The sequence below is a fragment of the Azospirillum sp. A23 genome, from assembly GCF_042938965.1.
Lineage (GTDB): Bacteria > Pseudomonadota > Alphaproteobacteria > Azospirillales > Azospirillaceae > Azospirillum > Azospirillum melinis.
The window spans coordinates 1,053,453-1,067,354 of the sequence record NZ_CP170666.1 but is presented as its reverse complement, the minus strand read 5'-3'; the positions used below and the strand labels follow the sequence as shown (position 1 = coordinate 1,067,354).

13 protein-coding genes are annotated in these 13,902 nt (G+C 67.9%); 8 read left to right on the top strand and 5 right to left on the bottom strand.

The window, feature by feature from the left end:
• Positions 1 to 37 precede the first annotated feature (37 nt).
• Positions 38 to 1,345 carry an oxalate/formate MFS antiporter gene (gene oxlT, locus ABNQ40_RS13740; RefSeq protein WP_109046913.1) on the bottom strand — a complete coding sequence of 436 codons (1,308 nt, stop codon included), beginning with the start codon at positions 1,343 to 1,345 and terminating at the stop codon, positions 38 to 40.
• Positions 1,346 to 1,735: 390 nt separating this feature from the next.
• Between oxlT (ABNQ40_RS13740) and ABNQ40_RS13735 the strand changes: the two genes are divergently transcribed.
• Together ABNQ40_RS13735 and ABNQ40_RS13730 are read left to right on the top strand one after the other, a co-directional pair.
• Positions 1,736 to 2,386, top strand: a complete 651-nt coding sequence (locus tag ABNQ40_RS13735; RefSeq protein WP_109046914.1) for a thiamine phosphate synthase — start codon at positions 1,736 to 1,738, stop codon at positions 2,384 to 2,386.
• Between the two features lie 154 nt (positions 2,387 to 2,540).
• Complete coding sequence (locus tag ABNQ40_RS13730) at positions 2,541 to 3,230, top strand: GntR family transcriptional regulator (RefSeq protein ID WP_098737452.1); 690 nt, start codon at positions 2,541 to 2,543, stop codon at positions 3,228 to 3,230.
• 73 nt (positions 3,231 to 3,303) lie between these two features.
• Here ABNQ40_RS13730 and pyk read toward each other — a convergent pair whose 3' ends face one another.
• Positions 3,304 to 4,770, bottom strand: coding sequence for a pyruvate kinase (gene pyk / locus ABNQ40_RS13725; RefSeq protein ID WP_109046915.1), 1,467 nt, complete (start codon positions 4,768 to 4,770; stop codon positions 3,304 to 3,306).
• A gap of 200 nt (positions 4,771 to 4,970) precedes the next feature.
• Between pyk and ABNQ40_RS13720 the strand changes: the two genes are divergently transcribed.
• The 3 genes from ABNQ40_RS13720 to ABNQ40_RS13710 all read left to right on the top strand — a co-directional run bounded on the left by ABNQ40_RS13720 (position 4,971) and on the right by ABNQ40_RS13710 (position 8,225).
• Complete coding sequence (locus ABNQ40_RS13720) at positions 4,971 to 5,789, top strand: NUDIX hydrolase (RefSeq protein WP_109046916.1); 819 nt, start codon at positions 4,971 to 4,973, stop codon at positions 5,787 to 5,789.
• Positions 5,790 to 5,943: 154 nt separating this feature from the next.
• The gene (locus ABNQ40_RS13715) at positions 5,944 to 6,510 is read left to right on the top strand and encodes an NAD(P)-binding domain-containing protein (protein WP_109046917.1); all 567 of its coding nucleotides are present in this window, start codon (positions 5,944 to 5,946) and stop codon (positions 6,508 to 6,510) included.
• Positions 6,507 to 8,225 (top strand): pyruvate, phosphate dikinase, encoded by a 1,719-nt coding sequence (locus ABNQ40_RS13710; RefSeq protein WP_109046918.1) that lies wholly within the window; start codon positions 6,507 to 6,509, stop codon positions 8,223 to 8,225. Before ABNQ40_RS13715 ends, ABNQ40_RS13710 begins: the two co-directional genes overlap by 4 nt.
• Positions 8,226 to 8,277: 52 nt before the next feature.
• Here the strand turns inward: ABNQ40_RS13710 and ABNQ40_RS13705 are convergent, their stop codons facing one another.
• Together ABNQ40_RS13705 and ABNQ40_RS13700 are read right to left on the bottom strand one after the other, a co-directional pair.
• Positions 8,278 to 9,207: a histone deacetylase family protein gene (locus tag ABNQ40_RS13705; protein WP_109046919.1), complete on the bottom strand. Its 930-nt coding sequence runs from the start codon at positions 9,205 to 9,207 to the stop codon at positions 8,278 to 8,280.
• A gap of 99 nt (positions 9,208 to 9,306) precedes the next feature.
• A complete protein-coding gene (locus ABNQ40_RS13700) occupies positions 9,307 to 9,762 on the bottom strand; it encodes a CBS domain-containing protein (protein WP_109046920.1) in 456 nt (151 codons plus the stop codon).
• 429 nt (positions 9,763 to 10,191) lie between these two features.
• On the opposite strand from ABNQ40_RS13700, the gene ABNQ40_RS13695 reads away from it, so the two are divergent.
• Positions 10,192 to 10,413, top strand: a complete 222-nt coding sequence (locus ABNQ40_RS13695; RefSeq protein ID WP_098737466.1) for a hypothetical protein — start codon at positions 10,192 to 10,194, stop codon at positions 10,411 to 10,413.
• Between the two features lie 86 nt (positions 10,414 to 10,499).
• On the opposite strand, the gene ABNQ40_RS13690 is transcribed toward ABNQ40_RS13695, so the two are convergent.
• Positions 10,500 to 10,943 carry a GNAT family N-acetyltransferase gene (locus tag ABNQ40_RS13690; protein ID WP_085084000.1) on the bottom strand — a complete coding sequence of 148 codons (444 nt, stop codon included), beginning with the start codon at positions 10,941 to 10,943 and terminating at the stop codon, positions 10,500 to 10,502.
• A gap of 476 nt (positions 10,944 to 11,419) precedes the next feature.
• Here ABNQ40_RS13690 and oxlT (ABNQ40_RS13685) point away from each other — a divergent pair, with 476 nt between their 5' ends.
• Positions 11,420 to 12,724 carry an oxalate/formate MFS antiporter gene (oxlT, locus tag ABNQ40_RS13685; protein WP_098737469.1) on the top strand — a complete coding sequence of 435 codons (1,305 nt, stop codon included), beginning with the start codon at positions 11,420 to 11,422 and terminating at the stop codon, positions 12,722 to 12,724.
• A gap of 286 nt (positions 12,725 to 13,010) precedes the next feature.
• Positions 13,011 to 13,754 carry a sulfite exporter TauE/SafE family protein gene (locus ABNQ40_RS13680; protein ID WP_109046921.1) on the top strand — a complete coding sequence of 248 codons (744 nt, stop codon included), beginning with the start codon at positions 13,011 to 13,013 and terminating at the stop codon, positions 13,752 to 13,754.
• The last annotated feature ends 148 nt before the right edge of the window (positions 13,755 to 13,902 follow it).

The window sequence follows — 13,902 nt, the reverse complement described above, 5'->3', positions numbered from 1 at the left end:
TGGAGACCGGGCGGCTCTTGCAACTGCGCCTTGGTTCTCAGTCGGCCAGCCGGGTGGTCAGGCGCGGGGCGGCGCTGGTGGCCGCCGCGACATAGCGGGCGCGCAGCGGCTTCAGGACGAATAGGGCGAGGAAGGCGGCCAGCGCGTTGACGATGGCGACGCTGTAGAAGACGGTCTGCCAGCTCCCGGTCGCCTCGACCATCAGGTTGCCGACGGGCACCAGCAGCGCGGCGACGCCCTTGGCGGTGTAGAGCAGCCCGGCGTTGGTGGCGGCGAAGCGCGACCCGAAGGTGTCGCCGCAGCAGGCCGGGAACAGGCTGAAGATCTCGCCCCAGGCGAAGAACACCAGACCGGTCAGGATGACGAAGGCGACCGGGTCGGCACCGTATGCGCTGAGCGCCATCACGCCCACCGCCTCGATGGTGAAGGCGATGAACATGGTGTTCTCGCGCCCGATATGGTCGGACACCCAGCCGAAGAAGGGCCGCGTGATGCCGTTCATCACCCGGTCGATGGACAGTGCGAAGGTCAGCGCCGGCAGGGTCAGGCCCAGGATGCTGACCGGGGCGTCGATCAGCCCCATGTCGGTGGCGATGGGGCCGAGCTGGGCCGTCACCATCAGACCGCCGGCGGCGACCATGGTGAACATGCCGTACATGATCCAGAAGACCGGCGTCCGCAGCATCTCCTGCGGGGTGTAATGGCGGCGCTGCGGGGCGGTGCCGCCGCGCGCCTGCCCATAGCCGTGCTTCGGGGGGTCGGCCATGAACCAAGCCAGCACCAGGATGACCATCCCCTGGCCCAGCCCGAAGGTCATGAAGGTGTTCTCGAAACCGGAGGTCTCGATCATGGTGGCGATCGGCACGACGGTGAGGGCGGAGCCGGCGCCGAAGCCGGCGGCGGTCAGGCCGGCGGCCAGCCCGCGGCGGTCGGGGAACCATTTCAGCGCATTGCCGACGCAGGTGCCATAGACACCGCCGGCGCCGATGCCGCCGATCACCGCGGCGAGATAGAGCAGGGTCAGCGAATCCGCCACCGCGTTCAAGGCCCAGGACAGGGCGCACAGCGCGCCGCCCACCAGCACGACGATGCGCGGACCGAACCTGTCGACGAACCAGCCCTCGACCGGCACCAGCCAGGTTTCGGTGACGATGAAGATGGTGAAGGCCACCTGGATCGCGGTGCGGCCCCAGCCATGCTTGTCGTCGATCGGCTCGACGAACAGGGTCCAGCCATATTGCAGGTTGGCGATCATCGACATGCAGACGATGCCGATGGCCAACTGCATCCAGCGCCCGCCCCAGGGTGCGACCTGGGCCGTATTGCCGTGCGTGTCACGCACCATGTCCTTCCTCCCCATTGCACCCGACATGTTCTGTTCGGCGACATGTTTCGTTCGGATTGCCGGACCTCGGGCTCCCGTGTGGCCGCGTTGTTGGTTTCATGTCCGGTCCGGAAAAAAGGCGACGGGCTGAGGCTCTCCACCACCAACTTGGGGTTGCTGGCATGCCAAATGCCCCATGCCCGCCTCTACGATCATCAGTTTGACGGATGATGTCAATACGAACCATTTGCCGGACGGACAACGGTCATGCGGATTGTCGATTTGTATCCGCTGGATTTCCGCAGGATGGGAAAATGACCGTCCCGGGACTGGCCGAAAGAGACGGGCCCTGCGATGATGACCGGCCCAACCGAAGGACGCGGTCCCATTTCACGCCCCGCCTTACATCCCATGTCATTGCCTGAGCCGCCGCTGCTGGCGATCACCGACCGCAGGCTGGCCGACCGGCCGCTGCCGCAGGTGGCGGAGCGTCTGTTCGCCTGCGGCGTGCGTTGGCTTTCCTTGCGGGACAAGGATTTGCCCGAAAGGGAAAGGCTGGATCTGGCTCGCGCATTGATTGCGTGCGCCCGTCCGTGGGGAGCCCGCATCACCCTGCATGGCGACCCGGCGCTGGCCGCTGCGGCCGGCGTGGACGGGGTGCATCTGCCCGCCGGCGGCGATCCGGCGGCGGCGCGTGCGCTGCTGGGGGCCGGGGCACTGATCGGGCTGTCGCTCCACGACTCGGACGGTGCGGCGGCGATGGAGCGGGCGGCCGGGCAGGTCGATTACGTGACCGTCTCACCGGTTTTCCCCTCCGCCAGCAAGCCGGGCTACGGGCCTTGCCTGGGCGAGGCGGGCCTGCGGCGATGGGTGGATATCGGGGGGCGATGCAGCATGGCGGTGATCGGGCTGGGCGGTCTCGACCGGGCGGATGCGGTGGCCGGATGCCGGGCGGCCGGGGCCGCGGGCATTGCGGTGATGGGGCTGGCGATGCGCGATGCGCAGGCGCTGAAGCCTCTGCTGGCGGCGCTGGCGCCGGCGGGGGCCGATCTGCCGCGCTGAAGCCGGCCGTCGGCGCGCTTCACGCCTGTCCCCCTGGACATTTCAGCGCCTTGCATGCATCTGGTATGTAGGATACGAAAACGCCGAAGGTCCCGAACCGGGGACCCGCCTGGCGGCGCCGCAACGTCCGGCGAGACATGAGGACATCCACTCCATGACCTTTCCCGCTCTCAACGTCCAGCCCCTCGACACCGGAACCACCTTCCGCAGTCAGGTCTATCACGCGCTGAAGCAGGCGATCACGGAGATGGACATCTACGACCATGACCGCGAGATCCGGCTGGACGAGCGGCAGCTCAGCGACAAGCTCGGCGTCAGCCGCACCCCGATCCGCGAGGCGCTGACCCTGCTGGAGCAGGAAGGCTTCATCCGCCTTCAGCCGCGCCGCGGCATCTTCGTCGTCCGCAAGACCAAGACCGAGATCGTCGAGATGATCCAGGTCTGGGCCGCGCTGGAGAGCATGGCCGCCCGCATGGCCGCCGAACATGCCCCGGCCGCCGAGATCCACAAGCTGTGGGACCTGTTCGGCAGCTTCGAGCAGCGCAGCCCGAAGGACCATGTCGGCGAATATTCCGACGCCAACATCGCCTTCCACAAGAGCATCATCCAGCTGAGCGGATCGAAGCTGATCCAGGACGTCACCGACAACCTGTTCATCCACATGCGGGCGATCCGCAAGCTGACCATCGGCCAGGAGGACCGGGCCGAGCGCTCCATCCACGACCACCGCGCCATCATCAAGGCCCTGGAGGACCGCGACGCCAACCTCGCCGAACGGCTGGTGCGCGAGCACACCATGGGTCTGGCCGCGCATGTGGAGAAGCACTGCGATTTTCTGGAGTGAATGTCCGGGAATGAGTGTTTGGGAGTGAGGAGCAGGCCAGGGCGGTTCCCGCCGCCCTGACCGCAGCCAGGACTCAGACCGTCGCCGCCTCCCTCTGCGCCGTCTCCAGCTTCGGCACATCGTCGCCGTCGATGGTCACCACCCGCAGGGAATTGGTCTTGCCCGGTGTTCCGAAGGGAACGCCGGCGGTGACCACCAGCGACTGGCCGGACTTGCCGATGCCGGTCTCCGCCGCCGCCGTCAGCGCACGGCCGACCATCTCCGAGAAATTCGCCACGTCGTCGGTCAGCACGGCATGGACGCCCCAGGCCAGCGACAGCCGCCGCGCCGTCGCCTCGTTGGCGCTGAGGCCGAGGATCGGCACGCTGGGCCGCTCGCGCGAGGCGCGCAGCGTGGTCGAGCCGGTGGTGGTGTAGGTGACGATGGCGGCGGCGCTGATGGTTTCCGCGACCTGTCGCGCCGCGGCGGTCAGCGCGTCGGGGGCCGTCGCCTCCGGGCTGGGATGGTCGGCATCCATGATGCGGCGGTAGAGCGGGTCGCCCTCCACCCGGCGGACGATGCGCTCCATCATCGCCACCGCCTCCACCGGATAGCGGCCGGAGGCGGACTCCGCACTCAGCATCACCGCATCGGCCCCGTCATAGACGGCGTTGGCGACGTCGGACGCCTCGGCCCGGGTCGGGGTCGGCTCCGACACCATGGATTCCAGCATCTGGGTGGCGACGATCACCGGCTTGCCCATGGCGCGGCTGAGCCGGATCATCTTCTTCTGCAGGCCCGGCACATCCTCCGGCGGCAGTTCGACGCCGAGGTCGCCGCGCGCCACCATCACCGCGTCGGACAGTTCGATGATGCGGTCGAGCGTCGGCAATGCTGCCGGCTTCTCGATCTTGGTCATCACATGCGCCCGGTTGCCGATCAGCTCGCGCGCTTCCAGGATGTCCTCCGGCCGCTGGACGAAGCTGAGGCCGATCCAGTCCATCCCGAGGTCGAGCCCGAAGGCGAGGTCGCTGCGGTCCTTCTCCGACAAGGCACTCAGGGCGAGTGCCGCACCCGGCACATTGACGCCCTTGCGGTCGGACAGGGTGCCGCCGGCCACCACCTCGGTCTCCGCGAAGTCGGGGCCGCAGTCCAGAACGCGCAGCCGGATGCGGCCGTCGTTCAGCAGCAGGTCCAGGCCGGCTTCCAGGCTGGCGAAAACCTCCGGATGGGGCAGGCAGACGCGGCGGCTGTCGCCCGGCCGGCGGTCGAGATCCAGGCGGAAACGGTCGCCGATGGCGAGATCCACCGGCCCGAAGCCGAAGGTGCCGACCCGCAGCTTCGGCCCCTGGAGGTCGAGCAGGACGCCGATCGGCCGGCCAACGGTCTTTTCGGCGGCACGGATGCGGGCGAAGCGCTCCGCATGTTCGGCCTGGGTGCCGTGGCTGGCGTTCAGGCGGAAGACATTCACGCCCGCCCGGGCGAGCGCCGTGATCTGGCTTTCCGACGAGCTGGCGGGACCCAGCGTGGCGACGATCTTTGTGCTGCGGTGAAACGGCATGACGACAGCCTTCCTCCGCCCGGCCCTTTGCAAAAAGGGGCGGGACTGGCGAACGATGATGAGTTGGGGTTCGGTGTTGGCCCGATGCTGGAAGTCCTAGGCCGGACGGTCAAACGGCGCCCGATCCTTATTCCGCATCGTGAGAGTGGTTCCACCCGCGGCACATGGACAGCCGGCCCGCCTGTCGGCGACACTGGGGCATGCCCGAGACCGCGCCGCAAAGCCCCGTTCCAGCCCATCCCGCCGCCACGCTGATCCTGATGCGGGATGTGCCGTCCGCTGGGCCTGACGGGCTGGAACTGCTGGTGATGGAACGCCACGCCGCCCTGCGTTTCGCCCCCGGCGCCACCGTCTTCCCCGGCGGGCGGATGGAGGCGATGGACCATGATCCGCATTGGCACAGCCTCTGGCGCCGTCTCAGGCCGGATGGAGACCCGCCGGCCGATCTGGCCCACCGCGTCGCCGCCTTGCGGGAGTGCGCGGAGGAATGCGGCGTGCTGCTGTGCCGCGATCCCCTTGCGCCCGGTACCCTCGACGAGCTGCGCCGCGCGCTGGCGGCGGGGGAGGGATTCGCCGCGGCGCTGGCGCGGGCGGGCGCTGTTCCCGCCCTCGACCGGATGGCGCCGCTGGCGCGCTGGGTGACACCGGAGATGCTGCCGCGCCGCTTCGACACGCTGTTCTATCTGGCCCCGGCACCGGAGGGACAGCAACCGGTCTGCGACGGCGAAGAGGCGGTCGGCACCCTGTGGGCAAGCCCGCGCCGCCTTCTGGCGGAGGCCGGGGCCGGACAGCGGCGGCTGGTCTACGCCACCCGGATGACCCTGCTGCGGCTGGCGGGCTGTGCCGACAGGGCGGCGGCGATGGCCCTTGCCTGTCCCGGATGGGGCCCCGGACAGGGAATCCCGCCGCCGATCGTGCCGCAGCTGGTGGAAACCCCGTCCGGTCCCGTGCTCCGCATTCCGGAGGACTGCGGCTTTTCGCCACTGGAGACCCCGGCCGAACATGTTAGGCTTGGGTAAGATTAGGTAAGTCGGGACGGGTTTCCGCGATGTGAAAATTGCGCGATGGTGCTATTGTGCGACGCGGAATGCGCAATCAATCTCCAGACTGACGCAGGGCGCCGGATCCCGCTGAGGGAAACGGCGGCGGGGGCGGAAGCAGGAGGATCGCGCAATGGATGTCGGGTTCGTCGGAAACGGGGAGATGGCCGATGCGATCATGGAAAGGCTGCGGCAGGCCGGGCACCGGCTGCACCACGACCGCCATGGCCGCAGCGCGTTCCGTGACCAGGCCGGGATATGCGACGTCGTGATGATGCTGTTGCCCGATGTCCGCGCGGTCGAGGCCGCCCTGTTCGGCGACGCCCGTTTCGCCAATGACGGCTTTGCCGGCGCCCTGCCGCCGGGCACGCTGGTGATCGACCTGTCCCGCATCCCGCCGTCCGAGGCTTCGGCCAACGCCGCGCGGCTGTCCGGCATGGGGGTCCTGGCGGCCGATGCGCCACTCGCTCCCGGCTTTACCATCGATCTCGGCGGCAGCGATGCGGCCTGCGCGCGGGCCGAACCGCTGCTGCGGCTGTTTAGCGACGGCGTCGTCCGTGCCGGCGGACCCGGCGACGGGCAGCGGGCGCATCTTGCCCGGACTGCGGACAGGAAGAACGACGATCCGGATGGACTGCACCGGCTGCTGCGTCTGATGGCCTTCGACGGGCCGGCCGAACCCATGTTGAGTGCATCATGAACAGCCTGACCGCTCCCGACATCGCCCCGCTCCGCCATCCGGCCGCTGTCCTCCTGGCGGCCGTACCGGACGTGATCGTTCCCTTCTGGGCCGGGCTTGGCGATGGCCGGGCCGATGTCGGGCGGCTGGGCAACAAGGGCGCGCGTCTGGTGGAGATGGCGGCGCTGGGCATCCCGGTGCCGCCGGGCTTCGTCATCGCCGCGGAGGCCGGGCGCGGGCTGGGGGCGCAGGATGCGCTGCCGGCCGGCCTGATCGAGCGGATCGACGGCGCCATCCTGGCGCTGGAACGGCAGGCCGGGGGGCGTTTCGGCGATGCCGGGCGTCCGCTGCTGCTGTCGGTCCGCTCCGGCGCCGCGGTGTCGATGCCCGGCATGATGGACAGCATCCTCAATCTCGGTCTCAACGACCGCAGCGTCGAAGGGCTGGCGGCGACATCGGGCGACGCGCGCTTCGCCTATGACTGCTATCGCCGCTTGGTCCAGTCCTTCGGCTGCGTGGTGATGGGCGTGCCCGGCCACCGGTTCGAGGCGCTGCTGGACGAGCACAAGGAGGAGCGGGCGCTCCAGCGCGACGGCGACCTGACGGCGGAGGACTGGCGCAGCCTGCTTCCGTCCTTCCTGCGGCTGGTGGAAACCCGCTGCGGCCGGCCGTTCCCCCAGGATCCCGCCGAGCAGCTGCGGCAGGCGGTGGCGGCGGTGTTCCGCTCCTGGATGAACCCGCGGGCGGTGGCGTTCCGCGCCCTGCACGACGTTCCGGAGGATCTGGGAACGGCGGTGACGGTCCAGGCGATGGTGTTCGGCAACCGCGGGCCGGATTCGGGCACCGGCGTGCTGTTCACCCGCGACCCCTCCACCGGCGTGCCCGGCCTGTGCGGCGAGTTCCTTGCCGACGCCCAGGGCGAGGACGTGGTGTCCGGCACCTGCGACCCCGACCCGCTGAGCGCCGGACAACTCAACTCTGGCGAACCCAACGCCGACCGTTCGATGGAGCGCCGCCTGCCGGCCGTCTATGCCGAGCTGTGCGCGGTGGCGGAGCGGCTGGAGCGTGCCTTCGCCGACATGCAGGACATCGAGTTCACGGTGGAGGGCGGGCGCCTGTTCATACTGCAATCGCGCAGCGGCAAGCGGTCGTCCGAGGCGGCGGTCCGCATCGCCGTCGATCTGGCGGAGGAGGGGATCGTCACCCGCGACGAGGCGGTGCGCCGCGTCGATCCGCAGGCGCTGGACGAACTGCTGCGCCCGACCCTGACGGCCGACGCGCTGGCGGCGGCCATCGCCACCGGCCTGCCGGCCTCGCCCGGTGCGGCCACCGGCCGGGCCGCCTTCACCACCGACGACGCGGTGCGGCTGGCGCGCGGCGGGGCGCCGGTGATCCTGTGCCGGCCGGAAACCTCGCCGGAGGACATCCACGGCATGCACGCCGCCGTCGGAATCGTCACCGCCCGCGGCGGCTTCACCAGCCACGCCGCCACGGTGGCCCGCGGCATGGGCCGGCCCTGCGTCTGCGGCGCCCGCATGCTCCGCATCGATGTCGAGGATGGGGCGATGCGGGTCGGCGATGTGACCGTCCGAACCGGCGACCTGCTGACCATCGACGGCAGCAATGGCGCCGTGGTTCTGGGGGCGGCCCCGTTGCAGCGGCCGGCGCCGGACGGCGCGACCGCCCGGCTGCTGGAGTGGGCGCGCGAGTGCGGGGTGGGGCTGGCGACGGATTGAGGGGAAGGGGATCGAGAGGGGAGGGAACGCCCCCCCCTTGATAGCCCCCCTTTTAGGCGCGCATCAGCGCCGTCAGATGGGCGGCGCAGCCTTCCGCCAGACCGGTGGCGTCATAGCCGCCCTCCAGCGCCGACACCACCCGGCCGCCGCAGACGCGGTCGGCAAGCTCGACCAGCTTGCGCGTCACCCATTCGAAATCCTCGTTGGTGAGGCCGAGCTGCGCCAGCGGATCGCGCTTGTGGGCGTCGAAACCGGCGGAGATCAGCAGCAGTTCCGGCTGGAACGCCTCCAGCGCCGGCAGGATGACGCGCTCCACCGCCTGGCGGAACTCGACGGAGCCGCTGTAGGGCTCAAGCGGCAGATTCAGGATGTTGCCGTCGACGCCGCGCTCCCAGGAATTGCCGGTGCCGGGATAGAGCGGCGACTGGTGGGTCGAGGCGAAGAACAGGTTGGGGTCGTCGGCGAACATCGCCTGGGTGCCGTTGCCGTGATGCACGTCGAAATCGACCACCGCGACACGGGTCAGCCCATGGATCTTGCGGGCATGCTCCGCTCCGACGGCGATGTTGTTGAAGACGCAGAATCCCATGGCGCGGGCGGGTTCGGCATGGTGGCCGCAGGGGCGTACCGCGCAGAAGGCGTTGGTCGCCCCGCCGGCCAGCACGGCGTCGACCGCGGCGCAGACCGACCCGGCCGCGCGCAGGATCGCACCGCGCGACCCCGGCGACAGCAGCGTGTCGCCGTCCAGCCGCTGATAGCCGTCGGTCGGGACCGCGGCCAGGACCGCATCGACGTAAGAGCGCTCATGGACGCGCGACAGCTGTTCCACATCCGCTTCGGGCGCGGACCGGCGCTCCAAATCGCGGAACTCCGGCCGATCGAGCACCTGCCACACCACGGCCAGCCGTTCCGGCGCCTCCGGATGGCCGGGTCCGGTGTCATGCGCGAAGCAGTCGTGATGGGTGAAGATCAGGGTGGTCACAGAGGGGCACTCCCATGGCAAAGGCGCCGCCGGACTGGATGTGCCGGCGGCGCCGCAGTCGGGTGGGGCGGCCCGGATGGGGCGGCCGGGTGGGACGGATCAGTGGGCGTAAGTGGCGGCGGCCGGCGGTTCCGCGACCCCGGTGACCGTGCCGTCCAGCTCCTGCAATTGCAGCCGGGTGAAGTCGCGGGCGCTGACGACGCCGACCAGATGTCCGTCCTCCAGAACCGGAAGATGGCGGATGTGGTGCTGCTCCATCAGTTGCAAGGCCTGCCGCACGCTGTCGGACGGGGCGCAGGTTACCGGCTGGCGGGTCATCAGCTGCGACACCGGCATCGCCATCAGCGAGCTGCCGCGTTCCAGCAGGGCGTGCACGATGTCGCGCTCCGACAGGACGCCGGCCAGTGTGTTGCCTTCGGTGCGGCAGACGTCCTTGACGACCAGGGCGCTGATGTTCTCCGCCTTCATCAGGCGGATGGCGTCGGCGACCGTCGCATTGGTCCGCACGGCGACGACGCGGGCTTGCTTGGTGCGCAGGATGTGTTCGACCTTCATGGCGGGACTCCTGATCGGCTGCGGCTGGCGGGAAAGCCATCTGTGGGGCGGCCCGTCTTCAGGGCCGGCAGGGCGCCCGGCCGGGCGTCGTGCTTTGAATATGGTATGCCAAATACTGTACGCCAATCAAACAATTTCGATGGCCAATGTTGGCGGCGGCCCTAATTTTTCGGGCCGCCTCATACGATGGTGCAGCGCAACGGACCTCGCCCTGTTGGCTCATGATACCAATGCAGCACAGCCATACTGTTCGTAATGCGATATGTTTGTTATGCATGCAAATGAGCTAAGGCATGCGGTATGCGCATGTCCGGCATCATGTACCTTGTATACCAAAAAACTTGAACCAATTGCTGCATCGCGTCATAACGGAACTGTCACGCCGAAGCCGATCAAACAAAAAAAGCACCCCACCGAGACACTGGAGCGATGAACATGTTGGAAATGCTGGTTCTGGCGCTTGTGCTGTCCGTCTTCGGCGGCACGGTCCATTATATTCTGTCGATGCAGATCGCCAACGCGGGCAAGTCGCAGCGCGATTTCTCCTCCGCGCCGCTTCGCCTCGCCAACCCGACCGAAGCCGATCTCAAGGAGCCGGAAGACGAACTGCCGCCGGGTCCGGCCTGGGCGAGCTTCCCGCGCGCCTTCTGATCCGTGGCTCTTCCTTCCTGTCATCGTGAGAAAGACGGCCTCCCGGGGCCGTCTTTTTCGTTTTCGCCTTCGGTATTTCCACCCGGTCAGGCGAGCGGCAGCACCAGCTGGAAGCTTTTGATGGTCATCCGCTTGCGGTGGTAGAAGCGGTGGGCTTCGCCGCGCTGGATGCCGGAGATGATCTCCATCTGGGCGCAGCCGCGCTCCCGCGCCTCGCCGGCCAGCCAGTCGAACAGCTTGTCGCCCAGCCCGTAGGAGCGCTTGGCGGAGCTGGTGACCAGATCCTCGACATACATATAGCGGCCGCGCGACAGCGTCTCGTGGACGCGGAAGCCGCCGCAACCGGCGATCTCGCCGTCCAGCCGCAGCAGGGCGAGGTTGTAGCCGTCGTCCATCTGGCGGCGGATCTGCGCGCGGTAGGCTTCGGGGTCGGTCATGTGGGTCCGCAGCTCCTTCATGATCGGGTAGCTGGCGGCGATATCGGCATCGTCACGCGCCACGACGATCTCGATGTTCTGCTGCTGGTCCATGGCGGTCGACTCCTTATCAATATGGGTTCTGCCCGGATGGGCGCCGGCGCCGACGGTACGTCCCCGGCACTGGCATACCATATGCCAGTAGATTGTCCGGTCAAAAGCTGGCCTGCCACACTTTCCGCGTGCCGGAAAACCAATGGCCGGGCGTAGGCCCCGCAACAGGGCGAATGCAGCCTGCGGAAACAGTTCGTGCCTTCCACTAATCGCTTGCACGGCATTCGGCATCTGGTATACCATATTGATAATTCCAGATCGGATCAGGACCGCACCGATTTGGCGGGGGGCGAAAACCCGCCTCCCACAGCAGTGAAGCGCCCCGGGGCCGCATCCCCGCCGCGCTGCCACTCACAGCAAACAACAGCATCAAATTCCGAAGCATCTCAGAAGACACCCAAAGAAAACGCCTAAAGCATCAAAACAGAAGCGACGCCCGAATCGGCAGAGAACCGCTTCCTAGGAGGAGATAGAAGATGCAGCATACGAATTCGGAGGCGCAGGGAGCACCGCTCGGCGGCCGCTGGATGCAGTTGGTCATCGGCGTGATCTGTATGTCGATGATTGCGAACCTGCAATATGGCTGGACGCTGTTCGTCAACCCCATCGATGAAAAGTATCATTGGGGCCGTGCCGCCATTCAGATCGCCTTCACCATTTTCGTCGTGACCGAAACCTGGCTGGTGCCGGTCGAGGGCTGGTTCGTCGACAAGTTCGGTCCCCGCATCGTCGTCGTGGTCGGTGGCATCCTGTGCGCCCTGGCCTGGGTCATCAATTCGTTCGCCGACTCGCTGGCGCTGCTCTACATCGGTGCGGCCGTTGGCGGTGTCGGTGCCGGCGCCGTGTACGGCACCTGCGTCGGCAACGCGCTGAAGTGGTTCCCGGATCGCCGCGGCCTGGCCGCCGGCCTGACCGCCGCCGGCTTCGGCGCCGGTTCCGCCCTGACGGTCGTTCCGATCGCCAACATGATCCAGACCTCCGGCTTCGAGCAGACCTTCCTGGTGTTCGGTCTGGGCCAGGGCCTGATCGTCTTCGCGCTGGCCTGGTTCCTGAAGGAAGCCGACCCGGCCCTGCTGCCGAAGACCAAGAGCAACATCGCTCAGAGCCGCCGCAACTACACCCCGCAGGAGACGCTGAAGTCGCCGGTCTTCTGGGTGATGTACCTGATGTTCGTCATGGTCGCCGCCGGCGGTCTGATGGCCACCGCCCAGCTCGGCCCGATCGCCAAGGACTTCCACCTCGACGGCATGCCCGTCAGCATCATGGGCCTGACCCTGCCGGCGCTGACCTTCGCGCTGACCATCGACCGCGTGCTGAACGGCGTGACCCGTCCGTTCTTCGGCTGGGTGTCCGACCATATCGGCCGTGAAAACACGATGTTCGTCGCCTTCGCCATCGAAGCGGTCGGCATCCTGGCGCTGAACCAGTGGGGCCAGCACCCGGTCGCCTTCGTCGTCCTGACCGGTCTGGTGTTCTTTGCCTGGGGCGAGATCTACAGCCTGTTCCCGTCCTGCTGCGCCGACAGCTTCGGGTCGAAGTTCGCCACCACCAACGCCGGCCTGCTCTACACCGCCAAGGGCACCGCGTCGCTGGTCGTTCCCTTCGCCAACGTGATCGTGTCTTCGACCGGCAGCTGGCAGGCAGTGTTCTTCTTCGCTGCCGCGGTCAACGCCATCGCCGCCTTCATGGCCCTGTTCGTCCTGAAGCCGATGCGTGCCCGCCAGATCGCCGAGGACACCACCCAGCCGGTCGGCAAGCTGGCGGCCGAGGGCGCCGACTGAAAGCACCGCGGAACGTCCGCCGAGAGAGTTCCCGTTGACCGGGGGGCCAGCCGGAACTCTCAATAAGGGCGGAACAGTTGCCGCCGGAAAAACGACAAACCGGCATCGGGACCACCGCATTGGTCCCGGTGTCGGTTTGTCGCGTTTTGGGAGGCCGGCCGTGAACCGCATTCACGACCCGCGCCCCCCGACTGACAGGTCCGGGCAGAGAACGCTCGGAGACTGATATTCTGTATACAGAATACGGCTGGTGCCGTCAACACGGATCGAAAGGGGTGGGTCGGTCATGTTGGATATGCTTGTCCTGATGCTGGCGGCCTTCTGTTCCGGCGCGCTCAACGCCGTCGCCGGGGGTGGCGCCTTCATCACCTTTCCGGCCCTGCTGTTCGCCGGGGTGCCGCCGGTGGCCGCCAACGCCTCCAGCACCGTGGCACTGTTTCCGGGGCAGGCGGCCAGCAGCTGGGCCTACCGGCGGGAGATCGCCGCCGGCGGCCAGGTGAATGTGCCGGTCTTCGCCGCGCTCAGCCTCGTCGGCGGGCTGGTGGGCGCGCTGCTTCTGCTGGTGACGCCGAACGCGACCTTCGCCCGCTTCGTGCCCTGGCTTCTGCTGTTCGCGACAGCCGTGTTCGCCATCGGCGCCTATGCGCCGGGCATCGTGTCCAGGCTGCGGCTGGGCGGACGCAGCGTGCTGGTGGTGCAGTTCCTGATCTCGATCTATGGCGGCTATTTCGGCGGCGGCATCGGCTTCCTGATGCTGGCGGCGCTGACCCTGTTCGGGCTGCGCGACATCCACGCCATGAACGGGCTGCGGCTTCTGCTGGCGATGCTGATGAACGCGGCGGCGGTCGGCACCTTCATCGTCGCCGGCGCGGTGTCCTGGCCGGAAACCGTGGCGATGGCCCTGGCGGCGGTGGCCGGCGGCTATGCCGGCGCCATCGGTGCGAAGCGGGTCGATCCCAAGCTTTTGAAGACCTTGGTGGTCATCATCGGAGCGGTGCTGACCCTGTACTTTTTCGCGAAGGGAGCCTGATCCGAACGGGGTGTATCCGGCGTCCGCAATCTCAACCGTGCCCCCACATTCCGCATTGACATACGGTATGTGGTATACCAAACTCCAGACACAGTTTGCGCGACAGACTGTTGGATGCCGCTGCAAAGCGACCGGTCAGCCGATGGAT

Bases quoted from the DNA above. Each gene is read 5' to 3' on its own strand.
- oxlT (WP_098737469.1), top strand. From the start codon at position 11,420: ATGCAGCATACGAATTCGGAGGCGCAGGGAGCACCGCTCGGCGGCCGC.
- ABNQ40_RS13735 (WP_109046914.1), top strand. From the start codon at position 1,736: ATGTCATTGCCTGAGCCGCCGCTGCTGGCGATCACCGACCGCAGGCTG.
- ABNQ40_RS13720 (WP_109046916.1), top strand. From the start codon at position 4,971: ATGCCCGAGACCGCGCCGCAAAGCCCCGTTCCAGCCCATCCCGCCGCC.
- ABNQ40_RS13680 (WP_109046921.1), top strand. From the start codon at position 13,011: ATGTTGGATATGCTTGTCCTGATGCTGGCGGCCTTCTGTTCCGGCGCG.
- ABNQ40_RS13730 (WP_098737452.1), top strand. From the start codon at position 2,541: ATGACCTTTCCCGCTCTCAACGTCCAGCCCCTCGACACCGGAACCACC.
- oxlT (WP_109046913.1), bottom strand. From the start codon at position 1,345: ATGGTGCGTGACACGCACGGCAATACGGCCCAGGTCGCACCCTGGGGC.
- ABNQ40_RS13690 (WP_085084000.1), bottom strand. From the start codon at position 10,943: ATGGACCAGCAGCAGAACATCGAGATCGTCGTGGCGCGTGACGATGCC.
- ABNQ40_RS13695 (WP_098737466.1), top strand. From the start codon at position 10,192: ATGAACATGTTGGAAATGCTGGTTCTGGCGCTTGTGCTGTCCGTCTTC.
- ABNQ40_RS13710 (WP_109046918.1), top strand. From the start codon at position 6,507: ATGAACAGCCTGACCGCTCCCGACATCGCCCCGCTCCGCCATCCGGCC.
- ABNQ40_RS13700 (WP_109046920.1), bottom strand. From the start codon at position 9,762: ATGAAGGTCGAACACATCCTGCGCACCAAGCAAGCCCGCGTCGTCGCC.
- ABNQ40_RS13715 (WP_109046917.1), top strand. From the start codon at position 5,944: ATGGATGTCGGGTTCGTCGGAAACGGGGAGATGGCCGATGCGATCATG.
- pyk (WP_109046915.1), bottom strand. From the start codon at position 4,770: ATGCCGTTTCACCGCAGCACAAAGATCGTCGCCACGCTGGGTCCCGCC.